Genomic DNA, 19,152 nt, shown 5'->3' on the forward strand with positions numbered 1-19,152 from the left:
TCAGCCTCCCTGCACCGCGGTCACGAGTTCCAGTTCATCGCCGTCTTCCAGCGCGGTCCCGGACCACAGGCTCCGCGGGATCACGGTGGCGTTCCGGGCCACGGCCATCCCGACGCGGCGTCCGTCCGCGGCCCGTCCATCGGCCAGGATCTCGCGACCCGTCACCTGAGAGACCAGGACCGCCACGGTGGCGTCCTCCCCCACGGCGCGCTGTTCGCCGTTCACCGTGATGTTCATGCGTGCGCCTCCACTGTGTTCTCCTTCAGAAGTCCCGGGCTGAACCGGTCGGGCCGGAAGGCCGCCCAGCGCCCGTCGGAGTGTCCGTCGAGCAGGTCCAGGACCGCCCGGGCCGCCACCGGCGTCAGCAGGACGCCGTGCCGGAAGAATCCCGTGGCGATGACTAGACCCGCCACCTCGCCGCTGCCTGCCGCGGCGACCCGCCCGAGCAGTGGCGCGTTGTCCGGTGTCCCGGGCCGCGCCCGGGCAGTGATCTCCTCGAGTTCGAGCTCCGCGACTGCGGGGACCAGCTGCTGTGCGTCCCGGAGCAGCTGGTGCACACCGCCCGCCGACACTCCGGCCTGCCCGTCCTCGCGCTGGGTCGCTCCGATGACAACGGTGCCGTCGTCGCGGGGCACGAGGTAGACGGGGAGGCCACGGACCGAGCCGCGCACCGTCGCGGAGAGGAAAGGCCGCAGGCGTTCCGGGACCCGCAGGCGCAGGATGTCCCCGTGCACCGGGCGCAGCGGCAGGTCGAGCCCCTCGGGAAGCCCTCGCAGTTCGGGCGATGCCAGGCCGTTCGCCACGACGACCTCGTCCGCGGTCACGACACGGCCCGAGGCGAGCAGGACCCCCGTCACCCGGCCCGCCGTGGAGCCGCCGTCGTCGTCCGCCGACCAATGCAGCGCATCCGCGCGCTCGGTCAGCACCGTCCCGCCGTCGCGTCGGAAGGCCTCCAGCATCACGGCGTGCAGGACCCGCGGATCCACCTGATGGTCACTCGGGGTGAGGAACGCGCCGGACAGCTGGGGCGAGAGCAGAGGCTCCATCCGACGCGCCTCGCGCAGCGACACCGTCTGAACCTCAAGGCCGTGCGCCTGCTGCGCCGCCTGCAGGTCGGCGAGCGCGGCACGGTCGGCCGCGTCGAAGCCCACCACGAGGGTCGGCGTCGTCCGGTGGCCGTTGAGGGGTCCGAAGGGGGCGGCGAAATCCTCCCAGAGCGCCGCCGATTCCAGCGTCAGTCCGAGGAGGGCTTCCTCCTGATAGTGGTATTCGCTCACCGGGGCCAGCATGCCGGCGGCGGCGAAGGTCGCGCCCTGTGCGGGCGCCGGGTCGATCAGGGTCACGCGGCGGCCGGAGCGCAGCAGCGTCCAGGCGATCCCCAGGCCCACGATGCCCGCGCCGATCACCGCGACGTCCGCCGGCTCCTGCTCCATGCTCCTCGTCCTTCCCTACGCCGGTACTAGCCGGATCAGGTGTGGCGGTCGGCGCTCAAGCCCTCTCAGCCGGCGAATGTGACCATCCGCTCCGGCTCCCGCAGTACCGCACCAGTCTAGAGGAACTAGGCTGAAGCCCATGGGTAATCGAGCAATTGCGACACCATCCCTCGCCGCCGCACGGCTGTACGTCTGCACGGATTCGCGCGCGGAACGAGGGGACTTCGCGGACTTCGTGGACGCCGCGTACTCGGGCGGGGTGGACATCATCCAGCTGCGGGACAAGAAGATCGAAGCGGCCGAGGAACTGGAACTCCTCACGGTGCTCCGGGAGGCCGCCGAACGCCATGGGAAGCTCTGGGCTGTGAATGACCGGGCCGACATCGCTCGCCTGTCCGGCAGCCCGGTGCTGCACGTGGGCCAGAAGGACCTGCCGCTGCCTGCCGCGCGTTCTCTGCTGAACGACGACGTCCTGCTCGGCCTCTCGAGCCACGCGCCGGAGCAGGTGGACGCCGCCCTCGCTGCCGCGGCCCGCGGCGAGACCGACTACTTCTGCGCAGGGCCGCTCTGGGCGACGCCGACCAAGCCCGGCCGCGCCGGGGTGGGTCTCGATCTGGTCCGGTACGCGGACTCGACCGGGACCTCCGTGCCGTGGTTCGCCATCGGCGGCATCGATCACAGCAACGTGGCCCAGGTGGTCGAGGCCGGGGCGCGGCGCGTGGTGGTGGTCCGCGCCGTCACCGAGGCCTCGGACCCCGCGGACGCCGCCCGGCGCCTGCTGGCGGAGCTTCCCGACGCCTGACATTTCTCTTAAACCGCCACGGCCCCGGCCGCCTTCTCGCGAAGGCGCCGGGGCCGTGGTCGTCGCAGCCGGAGCTACTGGACTTCGTACTTCATGCCCTCGGGCTTGCTGGGCATGGCACACAGCACGATGAGGATGATGCCACCCACGTACGGGATGAACGTGAGAAAGAACATCGGGCCGGGGAAGCCTGCGTCATGCAGACGGCGCCACGCGACGGCGATGAACGGCACCAGCAGAGCCAGGCTGATGAGGCCACCGAGGATCAGGAGGATGATGCCGAACACCATCGCTCCCGTGAAAGTGACGTCCGAGGAGGACGTGTAACCGGTCGAGGAGTCCGAGTAGGCGGACTGGGAGACGATCCCACCAATGAACAGACCGTAGCCGATGGCTACCGGAATGCCCGCCACCAGTGCCTGGAAGAGGTACCACCACCAGAACTCACTCCGGCTGGCGCGGCCCTTGAAGTTCGCGTAGTTGGCGAAGCCCATCTTGATGGCCTGCGAGAACCCGACGCTCGGGCGCGGGACGTACGGCGGGTAGAGGCCGCCGCTATAGGCGGGCTGGCCGTAGGGGCTGGAGGGCTGCTGCTGGTAGCCCTGCTGGCCGTAAGGCTGCTGCTGGCCGTACTGAGGAGCCTGCGGCGCCTGAGGGGCCCCGTACTGGGGTGCCTGAGGAGGCTGCTGGCCGTAGGACGGCTGCTGCGGCGGCTGCTGCGGCTGCTGCTGCGGCTGGCCGCCGTTGTTGTTCTGCCAATCGGGTTGTTGCGTCATGGTCCTGTTCTTTCCCTGTTCATGGGTGCGCTTGATGCTTCTTCACCGTACAGTCTCCACCACATCCAGCCTTCGCTCAATGGGGAAAACTCCCCATTGAACAGGCTCAATATCCGTACTTCATGCCTTCGGGACTGCTTTCCATGGCAAGGAGCGCCAGCACGACCACCGAGCCGAACGGCACGAGGCTCAGCAGGACGAACCAGCCGCTGTAACCGGCGTCGTGCAGACGGCGGACCCGCAGAGCGAGCCCGGGGATCAGAAGCGCCAGTGCCACGATGAGGAAGAGGATGCCCAGAACGATTCCGGCCACCAGCGGAGCACTCCAGATGAAGTCGGTCTCCGGACTGCGGTAACCGCGTCGGGACGACGTCGACAGCGCCCCGCCCAGCGACGTCATGATGCCGGCGAACAGGAAGAAGTACGCCACATAGCCGAGGATCCCGAGCACCAGGTACTCGAAGACGAACCACCACCAGAACTCGGAGTTGACCGCACGGCCGTTGAACGTGGCGTAGTTGCGGAAGCCGGACTTGATGGCGTCCACGAACCCGACGCGGGGGCGTGGCACGAACGGGACGGGCTGACCCCATCCCGGCGCCTGCCACGCGGGAGTCTGCCAGGCGAGACCGCCCTGCGGATGAGGCTGCGGGTAGGCCTGGGGGTACTGCTGCGGGTACTGCTGTGAGTACCCCGGCGCGGTGTCCGGTGGGACCGGGACGCCCGCGCCAGGCTGGACCGGCTGGGGGCCGGGCTGCGACGGCTGCGTGCCGGTCATGGGAGGGGTGTCGCCGGGGTGGTTCGGAGGCTGGCTCATGATCACGCTTTCCCTGGTGTTGTCCTGTTCTCCCGCCAGTCTCGCCCACCGAACGCTCCAGGGAAAGGAAAGGCCGCCACGGAGAGTCTCCGTGGCGGCCTTTCAAGGCTCCATCCTGGCCGTCGACGACGGCGTCAGAAACTCGCGTCGAAGCGCGCGCCTTCGGGCTTGGGAGCCTGAGCCCACAGGAACAGGAGCACCAGGTTGCCGATCGGCACGAGGTAAAGGAGCAGGAACCAGGCGCTGAAGTTGGCGTCGTGCAGACGGCGAGCCCCGACGGCCGCGGTCGGCACGATCACCGCCAGCGAGAACAGCCCCGCGATGCCCCAGAAGATGAAACCGATGATCATCAGGGCATTGGTGTTCACCTGGGCCTGGCCGGTGCCCGGGATCTCCGTGTAGTCACCGTTGGCGACCGCCTGCGACAGACCGGTGCCGAAGAAGATCGCCGCAAGGGTGCTGAGAACCACCGCGATCACGGCCACGAAGACGAACCACCACCAGAATTCCTGACGGCCCGCCCGGCCGGTGAAGGTGGCGTATTTCCGGAACACGGTCTTGATGGCCGCCATGAAGCCGAGGCTTGCGCCCGGGTCCAGGGGGCCCGACGCCGCGGCGGACTGGCCACCGTAGACGGGCTGCTGCTGACCGTACGCCTGCTGGGCATACGATCCACTCGCCTGGCCGTACTGCTGCGGCGCAGCCTGGGCGGCCTGCTGATACTGGGCGGCCGGCTGCTGACCGTACTGCTGGTGCTGGCCGGTGTGCTGGTACTGGCCCTGCTGCGGGTAACCCTGCTGCTGCGTGGGCTGGCCCTGGCCGTACTGCTGTTGGTTGTACTGCTGCTGGTTGTACTGCTGAGGCTGCTGCCCGTACTGCTGGGGCTGCTGTCCACCCTGGCCGTACTGCTGCGGCTGGTTCCAGTTCTGCTGGCCATACTGCTGCTGGCCGTACTGCTGCGGCTGCCCCTGCTGCTGTCCCTGGCCCGGCTGAGCCGGCGCACCCTGGGTCGGTGCGTTCTGGGGGCGCTGCGGGGGAACCGGCGGCTGCTGAGGCTGCGGCTGCTGGGACTCGGGCTGATTCGTCATGGCTGGCCCTGCTCCTGACTGGCCTTGACGGCCGTGACACGCGGTGATGATTTTGCTGTCAGTATGCCAGAAGCCGGGCCCGGTGGGATGTCGGGGAAGCCGGAAGTCCGCCCGGGGGCTAGCCTGTGAGCGTGACGAACACATGGATCCCCAGTGGCGCCCCAGGAGTTCAGGACGGTCTCGCGGAGGCGCTCACCGCGCTCCGCGAAGAACTCGAAGTCCCCCGGGCCTTCCCGCCCGAGGTCCTTGAGGAGACCGAGCGTGCCATCCGCGCCCACGTGCTTCCGGACCAGGACCGCACCGACGTGGAGTTCGTGACCATCGACCCGGCGTCGTCCACGGATCTGGACCAGGCCCTCTTCATCGAGCGTCATGAGGACGGGTACACCGTCTACTACGCGATCGCGGACGTGCCCTCGTTCGTCGCGCCGGGCGGGGCGCTGGACGCCGAATGCCGTCGTCGCGGGCTCACCCTGTACGCTCCCGACGGCCGGATCCCGCTCCATCCGGAAGCGATCTCCGAGGATGCCGGCAGCCTGCTGCCCGACGTCGACCGGTCCGCCTTCCTCTGGGAGTTCACGCTCGACTCCACCGCCGCCGTCGTGAACGCCACGGTCCACCGGGCCCGCGTCCGCTCGCGCGCCAAGCTGAGCTACCAGGGCGTGCAGGAGGCGATCGACGGCGGCACCGCGAGCGAATGCCTGCAGCTCCTCAAAGAGGTGGGTCTGAAACGGATCGAGCTCGAACGCCTCCGGGGCGGCGCCTCCTTGAAGCTCCCGGCCCAGGTGGTGGAGCAGGACCCGGAGAGCGGCGCGTACCGCCTCCTCACCGAAGTCCCCCTTCCCGTGGAGGACTGGAACGCCCAGATCTCCCTGATGACCGGCATGGCGGCCGCGGATCTGATGGTGCGCGGCTCGGTGGGCATCCTGCGGACCATGCCCTCTCCGGACGCGCGCTCGCTGGAGACCTTCGAACGCCAGACCGCCGCGCTCGGCAAACCGTGGAGCGCCGACGGCCCGGACGGCATGAGCTACGGCGAGTACCTGAGGACACTGGACCCCTCTCAGCCGAAGGATCTCGCGATCGTCCATGCGGCGGCAGCGCTCTTCCGCGGCGCGGGCTACGTCGCGTTCGACGGCGAGGTCCCCGAGGACACCGTCCAGGCCGCCATTGCGGCGCCCTACTCGCACGCGACCGCGCCATTGCGCCGTCTGGTCGACCGCTGGGTGCTCGTGATCTGCGAAGCGCTCAGCCAGGGCACCGAGGTCCCGGGGTGGGCCAGGGAGAGCCTGTCTCAGGTGCCGGATCTCATGAAGGCGGCCGAGCAGCGCTCGTCCCGCTTGGACCGTGCCGCGATCGACACCGTCGAAGCCGCCGTGATGCTGCCCCGCCTGGGCGAGGTCTTCGACGCCGTGGTCATCTCCACCGGCAACGGGAAGAACGCCACCGCGCCGGTCGCCACGGTCCAGCTGCTCGACCCAGCGGTCTCGGCTCGCTGCACCGGCGCCATGGAACCCGGGACGCGGGTCAGGGTCCGGCTGGACGCCGCGGACGTCAAGGGCCGCTCAGTCACCTTCAGCCTGGTCGAGGAGGCCTCACCGGCCGCTGCCGCGGGGTGAAATCAGGGGAATCAGCCCTCCATCCCCTAGAATGAGGGGGTAGTCATGGATGCCCGGTCGTTGATTGACCATTGATTTCCCCCGCCCCGCCCGTTCTTCACGGGCCCGGCACCCCTGATGGCCGCCAGTGCGGCCCACGCAGACCGCGATCGGCTTCCACCCGTACTCCGCCTTCTCCGGGACCTTTCCTGGAACGACCGGTGCCGTCGCCAAGGTTGGCAGACGCCCGTCCCGGCGCTGGCGGAGCAATGCCAAGGAGGCACGCGTGAGCGAAACCCACAGTCATGAAGTCCTGGTCGACACCAGCGGCACCGAGAGTGTCGAGCCGGAGGAGACCATCACCACCACGGCGGAACCGCACGCCGAGGTCCAGAAGACCTTCGCGGACTTCGGCGTCCGCGCCGAGATCGTCGATTCCCTGGCCCAGGCCGGAATCATCCACCCCTTCCCCATCCAGGCGCTGACGCTCCCCGTCGCGCTCGGCGGGCACGACATCATCGGCCAGGCGAAGACCGGCACGGGCAAGACCCTCGGCTTCGGCGTCCCGGCGCTGGAACGCATCGTGACCAGCGATGACCCGAAGTACTCGAAGCTGCAGGTCCCGGGCGCTCCGCAGGCCCTCGTGATCGTCCCGACCCGTGAGCTCGCCGTGCAGGTCGCCAACGACCTCGCCACCGCCAGCCGCCTGCACCAGGTCCGGATCGCCACCATCTATGGCGGCCGCGCGTATGAGCCGCAGATCGAGGCCCTTCAGAACGGCATCGACCTGGTGGTCGGCACCCCGGGCCGCCTGATCGACCTCTACAAGCAGCGCCACCTGAACCTCTCCAACATCAAGATCGTGATCCTGGACGAGGCCGACGAGATGCTGGACCTCGGCTTCCTGCCGGACGTCGAGACGCTGATGGCCGCCACCCCGGCGGGCACGCGCCAGACCATGCTCTTCTCCGCCACCATGCCCGGGCCGGTCATCGCCATGGCCCGCCGGTACATGACGCGCCCCACCCACATCCGCGCGGCCGACCCCGATGACGAAGGTCTGACCAAGCGGGACATCCGCCAGCTGGTGTACCGCGCCCACGCTCTCGACAAGATCGAGGTCGTCGCCCGCATCCTGCAGGCACGGGGCCGCGGCCGCACCGTCATCTTCACCAAGACCAAGCGCACCGCCGCGAAGGTGGCAGAGGAGCTCGTGGACCGCGGGTTCGCCGCCGCCGCTCTGCACGGTGACCTGGGCCAGGGCGCCCGCGAACAGGCCCTGCGGGCCTTCCGCAACAACAAGGTGGACGTCCTCGTGGCCACCGACGTCGCGGCCCGCGGCATCGACGTCGACGACGTCACCCACGTCATCAACTACCAGTGCGTCGAAGACGAGAAGATCTACCTCCACCGCGTGGGCCGCACGGGCCGTGCCGGCAACAAGGGCACCGCCGTGACTTTTGTGGACTGGGAGGACATGCCCCGCTGGGGCCTCATCAACAAGGCTCTGGGGCTGGACTTCGCCGAGCCCGTGGAGACCTATTCCTCCTCCGCGCACCTCTACACGGATCTGGACATCCCGGAGGGCACCAAGGGCCGCCTGCCCCGGGACAAGCGCGTTCTGGCCGGTGTGGACGCCGAGGTCCTCGAGGATCTGGGCGAGACCGGCAAGCGCGTGGCCAAGCGCCCGTCGTCCTCCTCCCGCGGTGACCGTCAGGGCGGCGGCGAGCGCCGCTCCGGTGGCCAGCGCAGCGAGGGGGCGTCCGGGGATGCCGAGGGCCGCCGTCGTCGGACGCGTCAGCCTGCCGCGGAGACCACCGAAGCGCCTGCCGCCGAGAAGAAGAGCGACGACGACTCCCGTCGCCGCCGCCCGCGCAACCGCACCCGCCGCCGCAACGGCGAGGTCGTGGCCCGCGAGGCCGGCGCCCCCGCCCAGGAATCCTGACGGGATCCATGGCCCGGACCGCTGAACAGCTCTGGCAGCCGGACGGCGGGAACCTGGTGGTCCAAGCGGACAACGCCGGGTTCCTGCCGACCCTGCCGGATGACTCGTTCACGCTCATCTACATCGATCCCCCGTTCAACACGGGTCGCACCCAGCGCCGCCAGCAGACCACCATGGTCCGCAGCGCGGAGGGCGAAGGTGACCGGATCGGCTTTCAGGGACGGTCGTACCAGACGCTGCGGGGGGACCTGCACCGCTATGACGACGCCTTCGAGGACTACTGGGCATTCCTGGAGCCCCGGCTGCGGGAGGCATGGCGTCTCCTGGCGCCGGACGGAACGCTGTACTTGCACCTGGACTACCGCGAGGTGCACTACGCCAAGGTGATGCTCGACGCGATCTTCGGGCGGGAGTGCTTCCTCAACGAGATCATCTGGGCCTACGACTACGGCGCCCGTGCCCGTCGCCGCTGGCCCGCCAAGCACGACAACATCCTGGTCTACGTCAAAGACCCGGAGGCGTATCACTTCGACGCGTCCGAGGTGGACCGCGAACCGTACATGGCCCCTGGCCTCGTGACCGAGGAGAAGCGCCAGCGCGGGAAGCTGCCCACGGACGTCTGGTGGCACACGATCGTCTCCCCCACCGGCAAGGAGAAGACGGGCTACCCGACGCAGAAGCCGGAGGGTCTCCTGCGCCGCATGGTCATGGCGTCCACCCGGCCGGGCGACTGGTGCCTGGATTTCTTCGCGGGTTCGGGAACCCTCGGGGCGGTGGCCGCGAAGACCGGCCGGCGCTTCATCTGCGTGGACGAGAACCCGTCCGCCGTGTCCGTCATGGCAACCCGCCTCGCGGACTCCGCCACGGTGCATACGCTGGGCTGAGAGCACCTTCCCGGCATCGTGTGCCGTTGGTGACGGTTTGCGCCCTTGTTGGCGTGGCGCGCCCCCATTGCGGCGCATTGCGTCGACAGGGGCGCCGAGACCGGCGAAACCGGTCCGGTCAGCCCCGGATCACGCTGCCGCGTCCCTGGTCCTCGATCCGAGCGAGGGCGTCGAGGAGGCGTCCCAGCCCGACGGGGTCCTCCAGATGCGCGAGGTGGCCCACTCCGGCGAGTTCGTGAATCCGCGCGCCGGAAACCCGGCCTGCGATGGCGTCGAACGCCGTCCCATAGGGCTCACCGTGGCGGTTGCGCTCGCCGACGATGAAATCCACCCGGCCGGCTTCCTGCGCCAGGGTCTTCGGCGGCGCCACCGCGTTCAGCGCCGTCAGTTCAGCCGACAGCGGCACGCTCAAGCGCCGGAGTTCCTCCCAGACGGCGGGGTCCGCCCGCAGCCCCGTGACGTAGTCGGCCGTGAAACCTGAGATATCGCGGTTGACGATCTCGACGCTCCGGTCCCAATCCTGTGCCTCCTCCGCCGTCCGCAAGGCCGGGAGGGCCTCCGCGGCGAAAGGCCGTTCGACGGGCTCGTAGGCGATCACCTGCTCCATCGGATGCCGGCCGGCGGCGAGCAGAGCGATCAGGCCCCCGTAGCTCCAGCCGAACACGGACTTCACGGGACCGAGGACGTTCAGCACCTCGAGCAGATCGCCTACTTCGGTATCCAGGGAGTAGTCCGCGGTGAGCGGGCCAGACGGCGTCCTGCCCCGGCGGTTCAGCACGGCGACCGAAGGCCAGGCCGTGATCGCCCGTGCCACGGCTCCCCAGGACCGCGCGTCGCTCATCACGCCCGGCACCACCATGAGGCCGGGAGCGGCGGGGTCGCCGTACACATCGACCGTCACCCAGCTGCCGTCGTCACGCTTCACTGTTTTTTGAATCGTTTGCTCCATAAATCAATTATGGAGCAAACGATCTATAATTCCAGGGTGTCTTCCACCACCCGCGGCCGCCCCTCGACGTTCAGTCGCGATCGCGCCATCCTGGGTGCCGCGCGCCTCTTCTGGCGCCACGGCTACTCCGGGACGTCCACCCGTGCGCTGACCACGGAGCTGGGGATCTCGACGTCGAGCCTCTACGCCGCCTTCGGGAGCAAGGCCGGCCTCTTCGAGGAGACTGTGCGGACCTACGCCGAGCGCTACCGCGAGATCTACCAGCAGGCCGTCGCCGAACCGGACGTTCTGGGGGTCATTGAGCGAGTGCTCATCGATTCGGTGGGCGAGTTCACCCAGAGCAGCGAGGTTCATCCCGGCTGCCTCATCAGCAGTGCCGCCCTGGCCGACAGCACGAGCACCCTCGACGCCCGCGCTTATATCGCGGACCTGCAGGCCTCCAACGCGGAGGCCCTGCTCACGCGGCTTCGCCGGGCGGCCTCCGACGGCGAGCTGCGCCCCGGCGTCTCACCGACGACACTGACGTCCTTCATTCAGTCGGTGTGGCACGGGCTGTCCGCACAATCGAATCTCGGGGCAGGACGGGATGAACTCCTGGACACGGCTCGTCTCGCCCTCCGGCTGATCGCCGGGCAGGCACTTGCCGCACCCTCCAAGGACTGACCCCCTCAGCCCCGGATCACGCGACCCTGGCCCTGGTCCTCGATCCGGGCGAACTGCTCCGGTGACGTGAGGTTCTCCCCCAGCAGATTGGGCTTGCCCTTGCCGTGATAGTCGCTCGAACCGGTGACGATCAGGTCGTGCTTCGAGGCGAGGCCCAGCAGGTATTCGCGGCCTTCGCGTGGATTGTCCCGGTGCCAGACCTCCAGGCCCCCGAGACCGGCGTCGATCATCTCGTGGAAGGTCCGCTCCCCCACCACGCGGCCGCGCGCGCTGGCCACTGGATGGGCGAACACGGGAACGCCGCCGGCGTCCCTGACGAGTTCGACGGCGAGCGCCGGCTCCACGGCGTAGTGCTGCACGTAGTACCGCGAATGGGACGTCAGGATGGTGGCGAAAGCCTCGGTCCGGTCACTCACGATCCCCGCGGCCACGAGTGCGTCTGCGATGTGCGGCCGGCCCACGGTGGCACCCGGCGCCAGGTGCTGGGTGACATCGTCCCAGTTGAGCGGGTAGTCCTCGGCGAGCAGCGCGACCATGTGCTCGGCCCGGCTGAGCCGTGCGTCGCGGGCCTTCGAGATCTCCTCCAGCAGGCCGGGGTGCGTGGGGTCGTGCAGATAGGACAGCAGGTGGACGCTGATGCCCTCGGAGGTGCGGCAGCTGATCTCCATGCCCGGCACCAGGGCGACGCCTAGAGCCTTCGCCGCCTCGGCGGCCTCGGCCCACCCGTCGGTGGTGTCATGGTCGGTCAGCGCGACGACGTCGAGTCCGGCCTGAGCGGCGGAGGCCACGAGGTCGGCGGGCGGCTGAGTGCCGTCCGAGATGTTCGAGTGTGCATGCAGGTCGATCCTCACGCTCCCAGCGTAGTCCCGGCGGACCCGCGGAGCTCACCCGTCGCCGTCGTCGCCCCCGGCAGCACCGGCGTGCTCCACAGGAGCAGTCTCCCGGGTCAGCCACCAGGCGACGCCACACAGGACGACCGCGATCACCCCCGACACGATCAGCGCCGGACGCGCCCCGAAGGACCCCACCGACCAGGCGGCGGCCAGCAGGACGACGATTCTCAGCGCGTTGTCCACCGACACGTCCAGGCCTTCGACACGCCCCAGGAACTTCTCCGAGATCGACTTCTGGAACAGCGTCGTGACGGCCACGTTGTACGGAGCATTGACACTTGCGCTCACCGCCACACCCACCAGCAACAGGACCACGTTCGGAGACAGCCCCATGATCACTTGCGAGGTGGCGAGCAGGAGCAGACAGGCGAGGAAGTACCGGCGCAGAGCCTCGGTGCGCAGGAAGACGCCCGTGAGAACCGCGGCGGTCACGGCCACGATGCCATTGAGTGACAGCACGACACCGAAGACCTCGGCGGGCAGCCCGAGATCGGATGCGATCAGGAAGATCAAGCTGAACGAGTTGACCGCGGCGGTGATGGTGACCCCATAAGAACCGAGGAGTATCCCGAGAGCCGGACGGTGTCCTGCCAGATACCGCACCGCGGGAGGAATGCCCAGCACCAGCTCCCGCACTTCCTCCCTGAAGACCCGAAGCCGGTCCGCCAACGGCACGCGTTCAGCACCCGCTCCAGGCGTCTTCCGGACGACCTTGGAGAACAGGCACGCGGCGACCATGAAGGACACCCCGTCGATGAGGAAGGCGGGCACCGCACCCCAGAGCGCGAAGGCGCCTGACGCCAGGGCTGGCCCGACCGAGCTCACAGCCCACGTGGCCGACTCGAGGTAGCCGTTCGCCCGGGACAGCAGACCTTCCTTGACCAGCCGCGGAAGGAAGACGAACGCCGACGAAGCGAAGAACACCGACGAGATCGCCGAGGCGGTCACGATCAGCACCGCCAGATACCCCGGCCCGGCGAGCCATGCCGCAGCGGCAAGTCCGAAACTCAGAACCCCTCGGAGCACGGTGGTGACGAGGAAGGTCCGCCGCAGATCCCACCGGTCCGCCACGGCACCGGCGAGAGAGCCCAGCACCAAAGCCGGGAGAATCGTCATCAGCAGCAACGTGACCCGTGCTGCCTCCTTGTCCGCTGATGCCTCGTAGAACCACAGATCAAGGGAAAGCGACCGGAAACTGTCCCCGATGTTCGAGATGCTGACGGCGGTGAGGAAGCCGAAGAAGGCAAGGGGCAGCCCGGCTCTCCGGGCCGTATCCGTCACTTCCGCCCTCATCGATGACCTGACCTTGAATCGGGCTGCCGAACCGATCCGGCGGAACACCACGTTCCCCCGAGTGCCCCGGGCGGGCCGGAGTTTCGGCATGAAGTACGACATATACAGCGGACTCGTCTGTGACGCGAGTCAAACCGCTCGAGCGGCACTCCACGCCCCGGCTCCTGCCCGCCCGGATCAGTGAGACGATAGAAGGGTGAATGACGCAGAACACACCACTGATGCCAGCACCCAGCCGTTGGAGGACCGTGTGAACAACCGTTCGCAGCGCCCCTCCTCCGATGCCTTCAAGGCCTTCATGGCCAGCAGCTGGGCTCCCGCCTCGCAGGAGCTCCCGGCCGAGGAAGCCGTCGCCGCACACGCCGCCCGCCGCCGTCGTGCGATCTCGGAGCAGTTCAAGGGCGAACGCCTGGTGATCCCCGCCGGTCCGCACAAGGTCCGCAGCAATGACACGGATTACCGCTTCCGCCCCCACTCGGCCTTCGCGCACCTGACGGGCCTCGGCGTGGACCACGAGCCGGATGCGGTCCTGATCCTCGAACCCACCGATGACGGCCAGGGCGACGACGGCGGCCACCACCACGCCACCCTCTACTTCCGCCCGATGGCCGGCCGCGACACCGAACAGTTCTACGCGGACGCCCGCTCCGGCGAGTTCTGGATCGGCCCCCGCCCGAGCCTGGCCGACCTGAAGGCCCGCCTCGACCTGGCGACCGCGCACCTCGACGAGCTCGAAGTGGCGATCACCAAGAACGTCGGCGCCTCCGAGATCGGCGGGATCTCCATCCGCCTGCTCCGCAAGGTGGACGAGAACATCGATGCCCTGGTGGACACCGCCCGCTACAACACCGCCCAGGACCCCGAGAATTTGGACCTCTCCCAGCTCGACGCCCTGGACGAGAAGCTGGCCGAGGCCCTCTCCGAACTCCGACTGATCAAGGACGAGTGGGAGGTCGAGCAGCTCAAGCTGGCCGTCGCCGCCACCATCGAAGGCTTCCACGAAGTGGTCAAGGCCCTGCCCCGCGCCGTCGCGCACCACCGCGGTGAGCGCGTCGTGGAAGGCGCGTTCTTCGCGAAGGCCCGCGAGGAAGGCAACGACCTCGGCTATGACACCATCGCCGCCTCCGGCAACAACGCCACCATCCTGCACTGGATCAACAACAACGGTCAGGTGAAGGAGGGCGATCTCCTCCTGCTGGACGCCGGCGTCGAGGCCGAGAGCCTCTACACCGCGGACATCACCCGCACCCTGCCGGTCAACGGCACCTTCTCCGAGGTGCAGCGCCGCGTCTACGAAGCCGTCCTGGACGCCGCCGATGCGGCCTTCGCCGCCGCACGCCCGGGCCTGAAGTTCCGCGAGCTGCACCAGATCGCCACTCGCGTCCTGGCCGAGCGCCTGGCCGAGTGGGGCCTGCTGCCCGTGACCGTGGAGGAGGCCGTCGCGGACAGCGGTCAGCAGCACCGCCGCTGGATGCCGCACGGCACGAGCCACCACCTCGGCATGGACGTCCACGACTGCGCCCAGGCCAAGCGTGAGCTGTACCTGGACGCCGAACTCGCCGAGGGCATGGTGTTCACCATCGAGCCGGGCCTGTACTTCAAGTCCGAGGATCTTGCGATCCCGGAGGAGTACCGCGGCATCGGCGTGCGCATCGAGGACGACATCCTCGTGACGGCGGACGGCGCCGTGAACCTGAGCGCCGTGCTCCCCCGCACGGCCGACGACGTCGAGGCCTGGATGGCCGGCCTGCGCGGCTGAGTGCCGCTCACCGCCGTCGTGGCGCGCTGAGCGCGACAGCGTGAGCACCGCGCCTCGGGCATGAGAATGGCCCCGCACCGGAATCCCGGTGCGGGGCCATTCGTCGTTCCGGACCCGTGCGACGCGCGGCGTCACATTCCATAGTCCCGCCGGAGCGGGCCGGGGCTACTCGCCTCGGGGGTCCTTGGGGTGCTGCTCACTGTGCTGTCCCTGCTGAGGCTCGTCATGCTGGCCCTCCTGCTGCTGCCCGTGCTCGCCGAACGGTTCAGCCTGCGGAACCTCAGCGTGCTGCTGTTCCGCGGACTGCGGCTCAGCCTGCTGCGGTTCCTGGGCCGGAACGGCGGGAGCCGCCGAGGGCGTCTGGTTCAGCCGGACGCCATACTGCGGGCGGCCATCCGGGAGGTCGCGGTAGTCCGAGGACACCGTGGACGGCGCCTGCTGTTCGGGCGACTGAGCCTGCTGGCCGGCGTCCTCAGCGCGCTGTCCGTACGGATTGCCCCAGGCCTCGGGCCGCTGCGGCTCCTGTGGCGCCTGCGGCTGGCCGTGGCCCTGCCCGTAGCCGGGGTGCTGACCACCCTGCTGCTGGCTGTGCTGGCGGGCGCCGCCGTCGTTGCCCCGCATGGGGAGATGCAGGAGCATCCGGCTCGCCTCCCCCGCGACTTCGGGAGCCACGATCACGTCATAGCTGCTGGCCAGCACCTGGCTGGTCGAGGTGAAAGTCCCGCTTGCCCCGCTGCATGGCGTAGCTGACGATGCCGAAGAGGGCGAAGAAAGCCGCGCCCATCAGGACCGAGGTCACCACGGAGAACGCCCCGCCCGGGGAGAACAGGGACAGCAGCAGACCGATGAAGAGACCGAACCACACGCCGCTGAGCAGGCCGGACATGGCCACGCGCGGGTAGCTCAGACGGCCGGTCACGCGCTCCACGAGTTTCAGGTCGTTGCCCACGATCGAGACGTACTGGACGGGGAACTGCTGGTCCGCCAGGTAGTCCACGGCCTTCTGGGCATCGAGGTAGGAGTTGTAGGAGCCCACCGTCACGCCCTGCGGCACGGAACGGAGCTCCTCGGGAATCCTGGGTGCACCAAACAAGTTCGACATACCCACATTCTTGCCTATTCAGCCGGGCTGCAACCGGAATTCAGCCAAACGTGGACGAAGTGGATAGCCTAGTCGGGTGAGCAACCCTACTTCCCGCGTCTTCGTTGCCCGCCTCCTCGGTCTGGATGTCTTCGACCCTTTGGGTGATCGGCTCGGACGCGTCCGCGACGTCGTGGTGCTGGCCCGCGCCAACAACGCGCCTCCGCACGCGGTCGGCCTGGTGGTGGAAGTCCCGGGCAAGAAACGCGTCTTCGTGCCGATGACGCGCGTGACGAGCATGGACCAGGCCCAGGTCATCAGCACCGGGCTCGTCAATCTGCGCCGTTTCGAGCAGCGCGGCATGGAGACCCTGGTGGTCGCCGAGATGTTCGACAGCCGGGTCACCCTCACGGACGGCTCGGGTTCGGCCACGATCGAGGACATCGCGATCGACCAGCACCGTTCCGGCGACTGGTTCGTCTCCAAGCTCTTCGTGCGCCGCGGGCACTCGTTCTCCCCGCTCGCCCGGCTGCGCCGCAACGAGACCATGATCATCAACTGGACGGACGCCGTCCCGGCCGCGGCCACCGAACCGCAGGCCGCCACGGCCTTCGTCGCCAGCCACGAGGACCTCAAGGCCGCAGACTTCGCCGAAGCCCTGCAGGAGATGAGCGACAAGCGCCGCTTCGAGGTGGCCAGCGAACTCCAGGATGAACGCCTCGCGGACGTCCTCCAGGAACTCCCCGAAGAGGACCAGGTGGAGATTCTGTCCTCGCTGGACCGCGAGCGCGCCGCCGACGTGCTGGAGGAGATGGACCCGGACGACGCCGCCGACCTCCTCTCCGAACTCCCGGAGGCGCAGCAGGAGGAGCTCCTGCAGCTCATGGAGCCGGAGGAGGCCGAGGATGTGCGGCGACTCCTGGAGTATGACGAGGACACCGCGGGTGGTCTCATGACCCCGGTCCCCGTGATCCTCCCGCCGGAGGCCACCGTGGCCGAGGCCCTGGCCCACGTGCGCCGCGAGGAGCTGACACCGGCACTCGCCTCCTCCATCTTCATCGCCCGCCCGCCGCTGGAGACCCCCACGGGCCGCTTCCTCGGCGTCGTGCACATTCAGCAGCTCCTGAGGTATCCCCCGCCCGAGCCGATCGGCAATCTGGTGGACAAGAACCTGGAGCCCGTCCAGGATCAGGCCCACATCAGCGAGGTGGCCCGCATCATGGCGGTCTACAACCTCAATGCCCTGCCCGTGGTGAACGACACCGGCCGGCTGGTCGGTGCCGTCACCGTCGATGACGTCCTGGATCACCTCCTGCCCGAAGACTGGCGTGCCCACGCCGAGGACGTCCCGTTCAAGAAGCTGAGGGGTCGCAATGGCTGACAACAGGGATCGCCGCCCCGGGGCGGAGAAGAACAGCCTGGACACCCCCCGTGCCGCACGGGGCCGGTTCTTCCCCCGGTTCTCGCCCAACCCGGACGCGTTCGGCAAGGCCACCGAGGGCTTCGCCCGTTTCATGGGCACCCCGCAGTTCCTCGTCTACATGACGATCTTCTGTGTGTTCTGGCTGGCCTGGAACAGCTGGGCTCCCGCCGACTGGCAGTTCGACCAGCAGGCGCTCGGATTCACCCTCCTGACGCTCATGCTCTCCCTTCAGGCCTCCTACGCGGCGCCACTGCTCCTCCTCGCCCAGAACCGGCAGGACGACCGTGACCGCGTCGCCCTGGAACAGGACCGTCAGCGCGCCGAGCGGAACCTCGCGGACACCGAGTACCTCACCCGCGAGCTCGCCGCGCTGCGCGTGGCGCTGCGTGAAGTGGCCACCCGTGACTACGTCCGTGCCGAGATGCGCTCCCTCCTCGAGGACATCATCGAGGCCCAGGAGGAGTTCCACTCGGGCGAAGACGGCACCGGCGACGGCGAGACCACCGCGGACAAGGTCAAGGAGAAGATCCGCGACAAGCGGGACCGTCAGCGCGGCCCCCGCACCCAGCAGATCCCGAAGATCAAGAAGCCCAGCCAGGACCCGGGAGCATGACCCCGCCCACCACGGAGCAGCTGCACCGCGCCCTGGACACGGTCATCGACCCTGAACTCCGGCGCCCCATCACGGAGCTGGGCATGGTCGACGCGGTCGCGATCGACGACGACGGCGCGGTCCGTCTGCGCGTGCTCCTCACCATCCAGGGCTGCCCCCTGCGGGACACGATCACGGCCGATGCGACGGCAGCCCTGTTCACGGTCCCCGGAGTGACGGCCGTGGACGTGGAGCTCTCCGTCATGACCCCCGAGCAGCGGCAGGCGCTCAAGGATCAGCTCCGCGGTCCCGGCGACACCCGCGGGATCCCGTTCAACCAGCCCGGCAACTTCACCAAGGTGTTCGCTGTGACGAGCGGCAAGGGCGGCGTCGGCAAGTCCTCCGTGACGGTGAACCTCGCGTGCGCCCTCGCGGCCCGGGGCCTGCGCGTGGGCATCGTCGACGCCGACGTCCACGGTTTCTCGGTCCCGGGCCTCATGGGCATCACCCAGTCCCCGACCCGCGTGGACGAGCTGATCCTGCCGCCCGTGGCCCACGGGGTGAAGGTCATCTCGATCGGCATGTTCGTGGAGGGCAACGCCCCCGTGGCCTGGCGCGGCCCCATGCTGCACCGCGCCCTGGAGCAGTTCCTCTCCGAGGTGTACTTCGGCGACCTGGACTACCTGTTCCTGGACCTGCCCCCGGGCACCGGCGACATCGCCATCTCCGTCTCCCAGCTCCTGCCGTCCGCCGAGGTCCTCGTGGTCACCACCCCGCAGTCGGCGGCGGCCGAGGTGGCCGAACGCTCCGGCACGGTCTCCACGCAGACCGGCCAGCGGGTGGTCGGCGTGGTCGAGAACATGTCATACCTGGACACCCCGGGCGGCGAGCGGCTCGAAGTGTTCGGCTCAGGAGGCGGTGAGACGCTCTCCCAGCGCCTGACGGAGACCCTCGGCTACCAGGTCCCACTCCTCGGAAAACTGCCCCTGGAAATCGCTCTCAGGGAGGGCGGCGACTCCGGCATGCCGGTCGTCCTGGCCCACCCGGACACCGCGGTCTCGCGCGAACTGCTCTCGGTGGCGGACGCGCTGGCCGCCAAGCCACGCGGGCTGAGCGGGCTCTCCCTCGGAGTCACCCCGCGGGGGTGACCGCCGGC

At 69.0% G+C, this 19,152-nt stretch carries 19 protein-coding genes and 1 riboswitch; of the genes, 9 read left to right on the plus strand and 10 right to left on the minus strand.

The window, feature by feature from the left end; translation table 11 throughout:
* Window positions 1–237: a sulfur carrier protein ThiS gene (thiS, locus tag QFZ52_RS10695; RefSeq protein ID WP_307497595.1), complete on the minus strand. Its 237-nt coding sequence runs from the start codon at window positions 235–237 to the stop codon at window positions 1–3.
* Complete coding sequence (gene thiO / locus QFZ52_RS10700) at window positions 234–1,433, minus strand: glycine oxidase ThiO (RefSeq protein WP_307497596.1); 1,200 nt, start codon at window positions 1,431–1,433, stop codon at window positions 234–236. The genes thiS and thiO overlap by 4 nt, the downstream gene beginning before the upstream one ends.
* A riboswitch (TPP riboswitch) is annotated at window positions 1,429–1,545 on the minus strand. (Overlaps the previous gene by 5 nt.)
* A gap of 27 nt (window positions 1,546–1,572) precedes the next feature.
* On the opposite strand from thiO, the gene thiE reads away from it, so the two are divergent.
* Window positions 1,573–2,235: a thiamine phosphate synthase gene (gene thiE / locus QFZ52_RS10705; protein WP_307497597.1), complete on the plus strand. Its 663-nt coding sequence runs from the start codon at window positions 1,573–1,575 to the stop codon at window positions 2,233–2,235.
* Window positions 2,236–2,309: 74 nt separating this feature from the next.
* Here the strand turns inward: thiE and QFZ52_RS10710 are convergent, their stop codons facing one another.
* The 3 genes from QFZ52_RS10710 to QFZ52_RS10720 all read right to left on the minus strand — a co-directional run bounded on the left by QFZ52_RS10710 (window position 2,310) and on the right by QFZ52_RS10720 (window position 4,916).
* Window positions 2,310–3,011, minus strand: a complete 702-nt coding sequence (locus QFZ52_RS10710; RefSeq protein WP_307497598.1) for a DUF805 domain-containing protein — start codon at window positions 3,009–3,011, stop codon at window positions 2,310–2,312.
* A gap of 106 nt (window positions 3,012–3,117) precedes the next feature.
* Complete coding sequence (locus QFZ52_RS10715; protein WP_307497599.1) at window positions 3,118–3,828, minus strand: DUF805 domain-containing protein; 711 nt, start codon at window positions 3,826–3,828, stop codon at window positions 3,118–3,120.
* Window positions 3,829–3,962: 134 nt separating this feature from the next.
* Window positions 3,963–4,916: a DUF805 domain-containing protein gene (locus tag QFZ52_RS10720; protein ID WP_307497600.1), complete on the minus strand. Its 954-nt coding sequence runs from the start codon at window positions 4,914–4,916 to the stop codon at window positions 3,963–3,965.
* Between the two features lie 131 nt (window positions 4,917–5,047).
* Between QFZ52_RS10720 and QFZ52_RS10725 the strand changes: the two genes are divergently transcribed.
* The 3 genes from QFZ52_RS10725 (at window position 5,048) to QFZ52_RS10735 (ending at window position 9,343) form a co-directional block, all read left to right on the plus strand.
* Window positions 5,048–6,535, plus strand: coding sequence for an RNB domain-containing ribonuclease (locus QFZ52_RS10725; protein WP_307497601.1), 1,488 nt, complete (start codon window positions 5,048–5,050; stop codon window positions 6,533–6,535).
* A gap of 265 nt (window positions 6,536–6,800) precedes the next feature.
* Window positions 6,801–8,459, plus strand: coding sequence for a DEAD/DEAH box helicase (locus QFZ52_RS10730; protein WP_307497602.1), 1,659 nt, complete (start codon window positions 6,801–6,803; stop codon window positions 8,457–8,459).
* A gap of 8 nt (window positions 8,460–8,467) precedes the next feature.
* Window positions 8,468–9,343 carry a DNA-methyltransferase gene (locus tag QFZ52_RS10735; RefSeq protein WP_307497603.1) on the plus strand — a complete coding sequence of 292 codons (876 nt, stop codon included), beginning with the start codon at window positions 8,468–8,470 and terminating at the stop codon, window positions 9,341–9,343.
* A gap of 118 nt (window positions 9,344–9,461) precedes the next feature.
* Here QFZ52_RS10735 and QFZ52_RS10740 read toward each other — a convergent pair whose 3' ends face one another.
* Window positions 9,462–10,292, minus strand: a complete 831-nt coding sequence (locus QFZ52_RS10740) for an alpha/beta fold hydrolase (RefSeq protein WP_307497604.1) — start codon at window positions 10,290–10,292, stop codon at window positions 9,462–9,464.
* Between the two features lie 36 nt (window positions 10,293–10,328).
* Here QFZ52_RS10740 and QFZ52_RS10745 point away from each other — a divergent pair, with 36 nt between their 5' ends.
* Window positions 10,329–10,955: a TetR/AcrR family transcriptional regulator gene (locus tag QFZ52_RS10745; RefSeq protein ID WP_307497605.1), complete on the plus strand. Its 627-nt coding sequence runs from the start codon at window positions 10,329–10,331 to the stop codon at window positions 10,953–10,955.
* A gap of 5 nt (window positions 10,956–10,960) precedes the next feature.
* Here QFZ52_RS10745 and QFZ52_RS10750 read toward each other — a convergent pair whose 3' ends face one another.
* The gene (locus tag QFZ52_RS10750) at window positions 10,961–11,806 is read right to left on the minus strand and encodes a PHP domain-containing protein (protein WP_307497606.1); all 846 of its coding nucleotides are present in this window, start codon (window positions 11,804–11,806) and stop codon (window positions 10,961–10,963) included.
* A 33-nt stretch (window positions 11,807–11,839) separates the two neighbouring features.
* Complete coding sequence (locus QFZ52_RS10755; protein WP_307497607.1) at window positions 11,840–13,129, minus strand: MFS transporter; 1,290 nt, start codon at window positions 13,127–13,129, stop codon at window positions 11,840–11,842.
* 208 nt (window positions 13,130–13,337) lie between these two features.
* Between QFZ52_RS10755 and QFZ52_RS10760 the strand changes: the two genes are divergently transcribed.
* Window positions 13,338–14,900 (plus strand): aminopeptidase P family protein, encoded by a 1,563-nt coding sequence (locus tag QFZ52_RS10760; protein WP_307497608.1) that lies wholly within the window; start codon window positions 13,338–13,340, stop codon window positions 14,898–14,900.
* Window positions 14,901–15,065: 165 nt separating this feature from the next.
* On the opposite strand, the gene QFZ52_RS16160 is transcribed toward QFZ52_RS10760, so the two are convergent.
* Both QFZ52_RS16160 and QFZ52_RS16165 read right to left on the minus strand, forming a co-directional pair.
* On the minus strand, window positions 15,066–15,599 hold the full coding sequence (locus tag QFZ52_RS16160; RefSeq protein ID WP_373425662.1) for a hypothetical protein: 534 nt from the start codon (window positions 15,597–15,599) through the stop codon (window positions 15,066–15,068).
* On the minus strand, window positions 15,580–16,002 hold the full coding sequence (locus QFZ52_RS16165; protein WP_373425663.1) for a general stress protein: 423 nt from the start codon (window positions 16,000–16,002) through the stop codon (window positions 15,580–15,582). Before QFZ52_RS16165 ends, QFZ52_RS16160 begins: the two co-directional genes overlap by 20 nt.
* Before the next feature lie 76 nt (window positions 16,003–16,078).
* Between QFZ52_RS16165 and QFZ52_RS10770 the strand changes: the two genes are divergently transcribed.
* Genes QFZ52_RS10770 through QFZ52_RS10780 form a run of 3 tightly spaced genes read left to right on the plus strand, consistent with a single transcriptional unit; the run spans window position 16,079 to window position 19,144 of the window.
* Window positions 16,079–17,362 carry a magnesium transporter MgtE N-terminal domain-containing protein gene (locus QFZ52_RS10770; protein WP_066211215.1) on the plus strand — a complete coding sequence of 428 codons (1,284 nt, stop codon included), beginning with the start codon at window positions 16,079–16,081 and terminating at the stop codon, window positions 17,360–17,362.
* Entirely contained in the window at window positions 17,355–18,017 is a 663-nt protein-coding gene (locus tag QFZ52_RS10775) for a DUF1003 domain-containing protein (RefSeq protein WP_307497610.1), read from the plus strand. The genes QFZ52_RS10770 and QFZ52_RS10775 overlap by 8 nt, the downstream gene beginning before the upstream one ends.
* Window positions 18,014–19,144, plus strand: coding sequence for an Mrp/NBP35 family ATP-binding protein (locus tag QFZ52_RS10780; protein ID WP_307497612.1), 1,131 nt, complete (start codon window positions 18,014–18,016; stop codon window positions 19,142–19,144). The genes QFZ52_RS10775 and QFZ52_RS10780 overlap by 4 nt, the downstream gene beginning before the upstream one ends.
* The last annotated feature ends 8 nt before the right edge of the window (window positions 19,145–19,152 follow it).

It is taken from the genome of Arthrobacter woluwensis, from assembly GCF_030816155.1.
Taxonomy (GTDB): domain Bacteria; phylum Actinomycetota; class Actinomycetes; order Actinomycetales; family Micrococcaceae; genus Arthrobacter_E; species Arthrobacter_E woluwensis_A.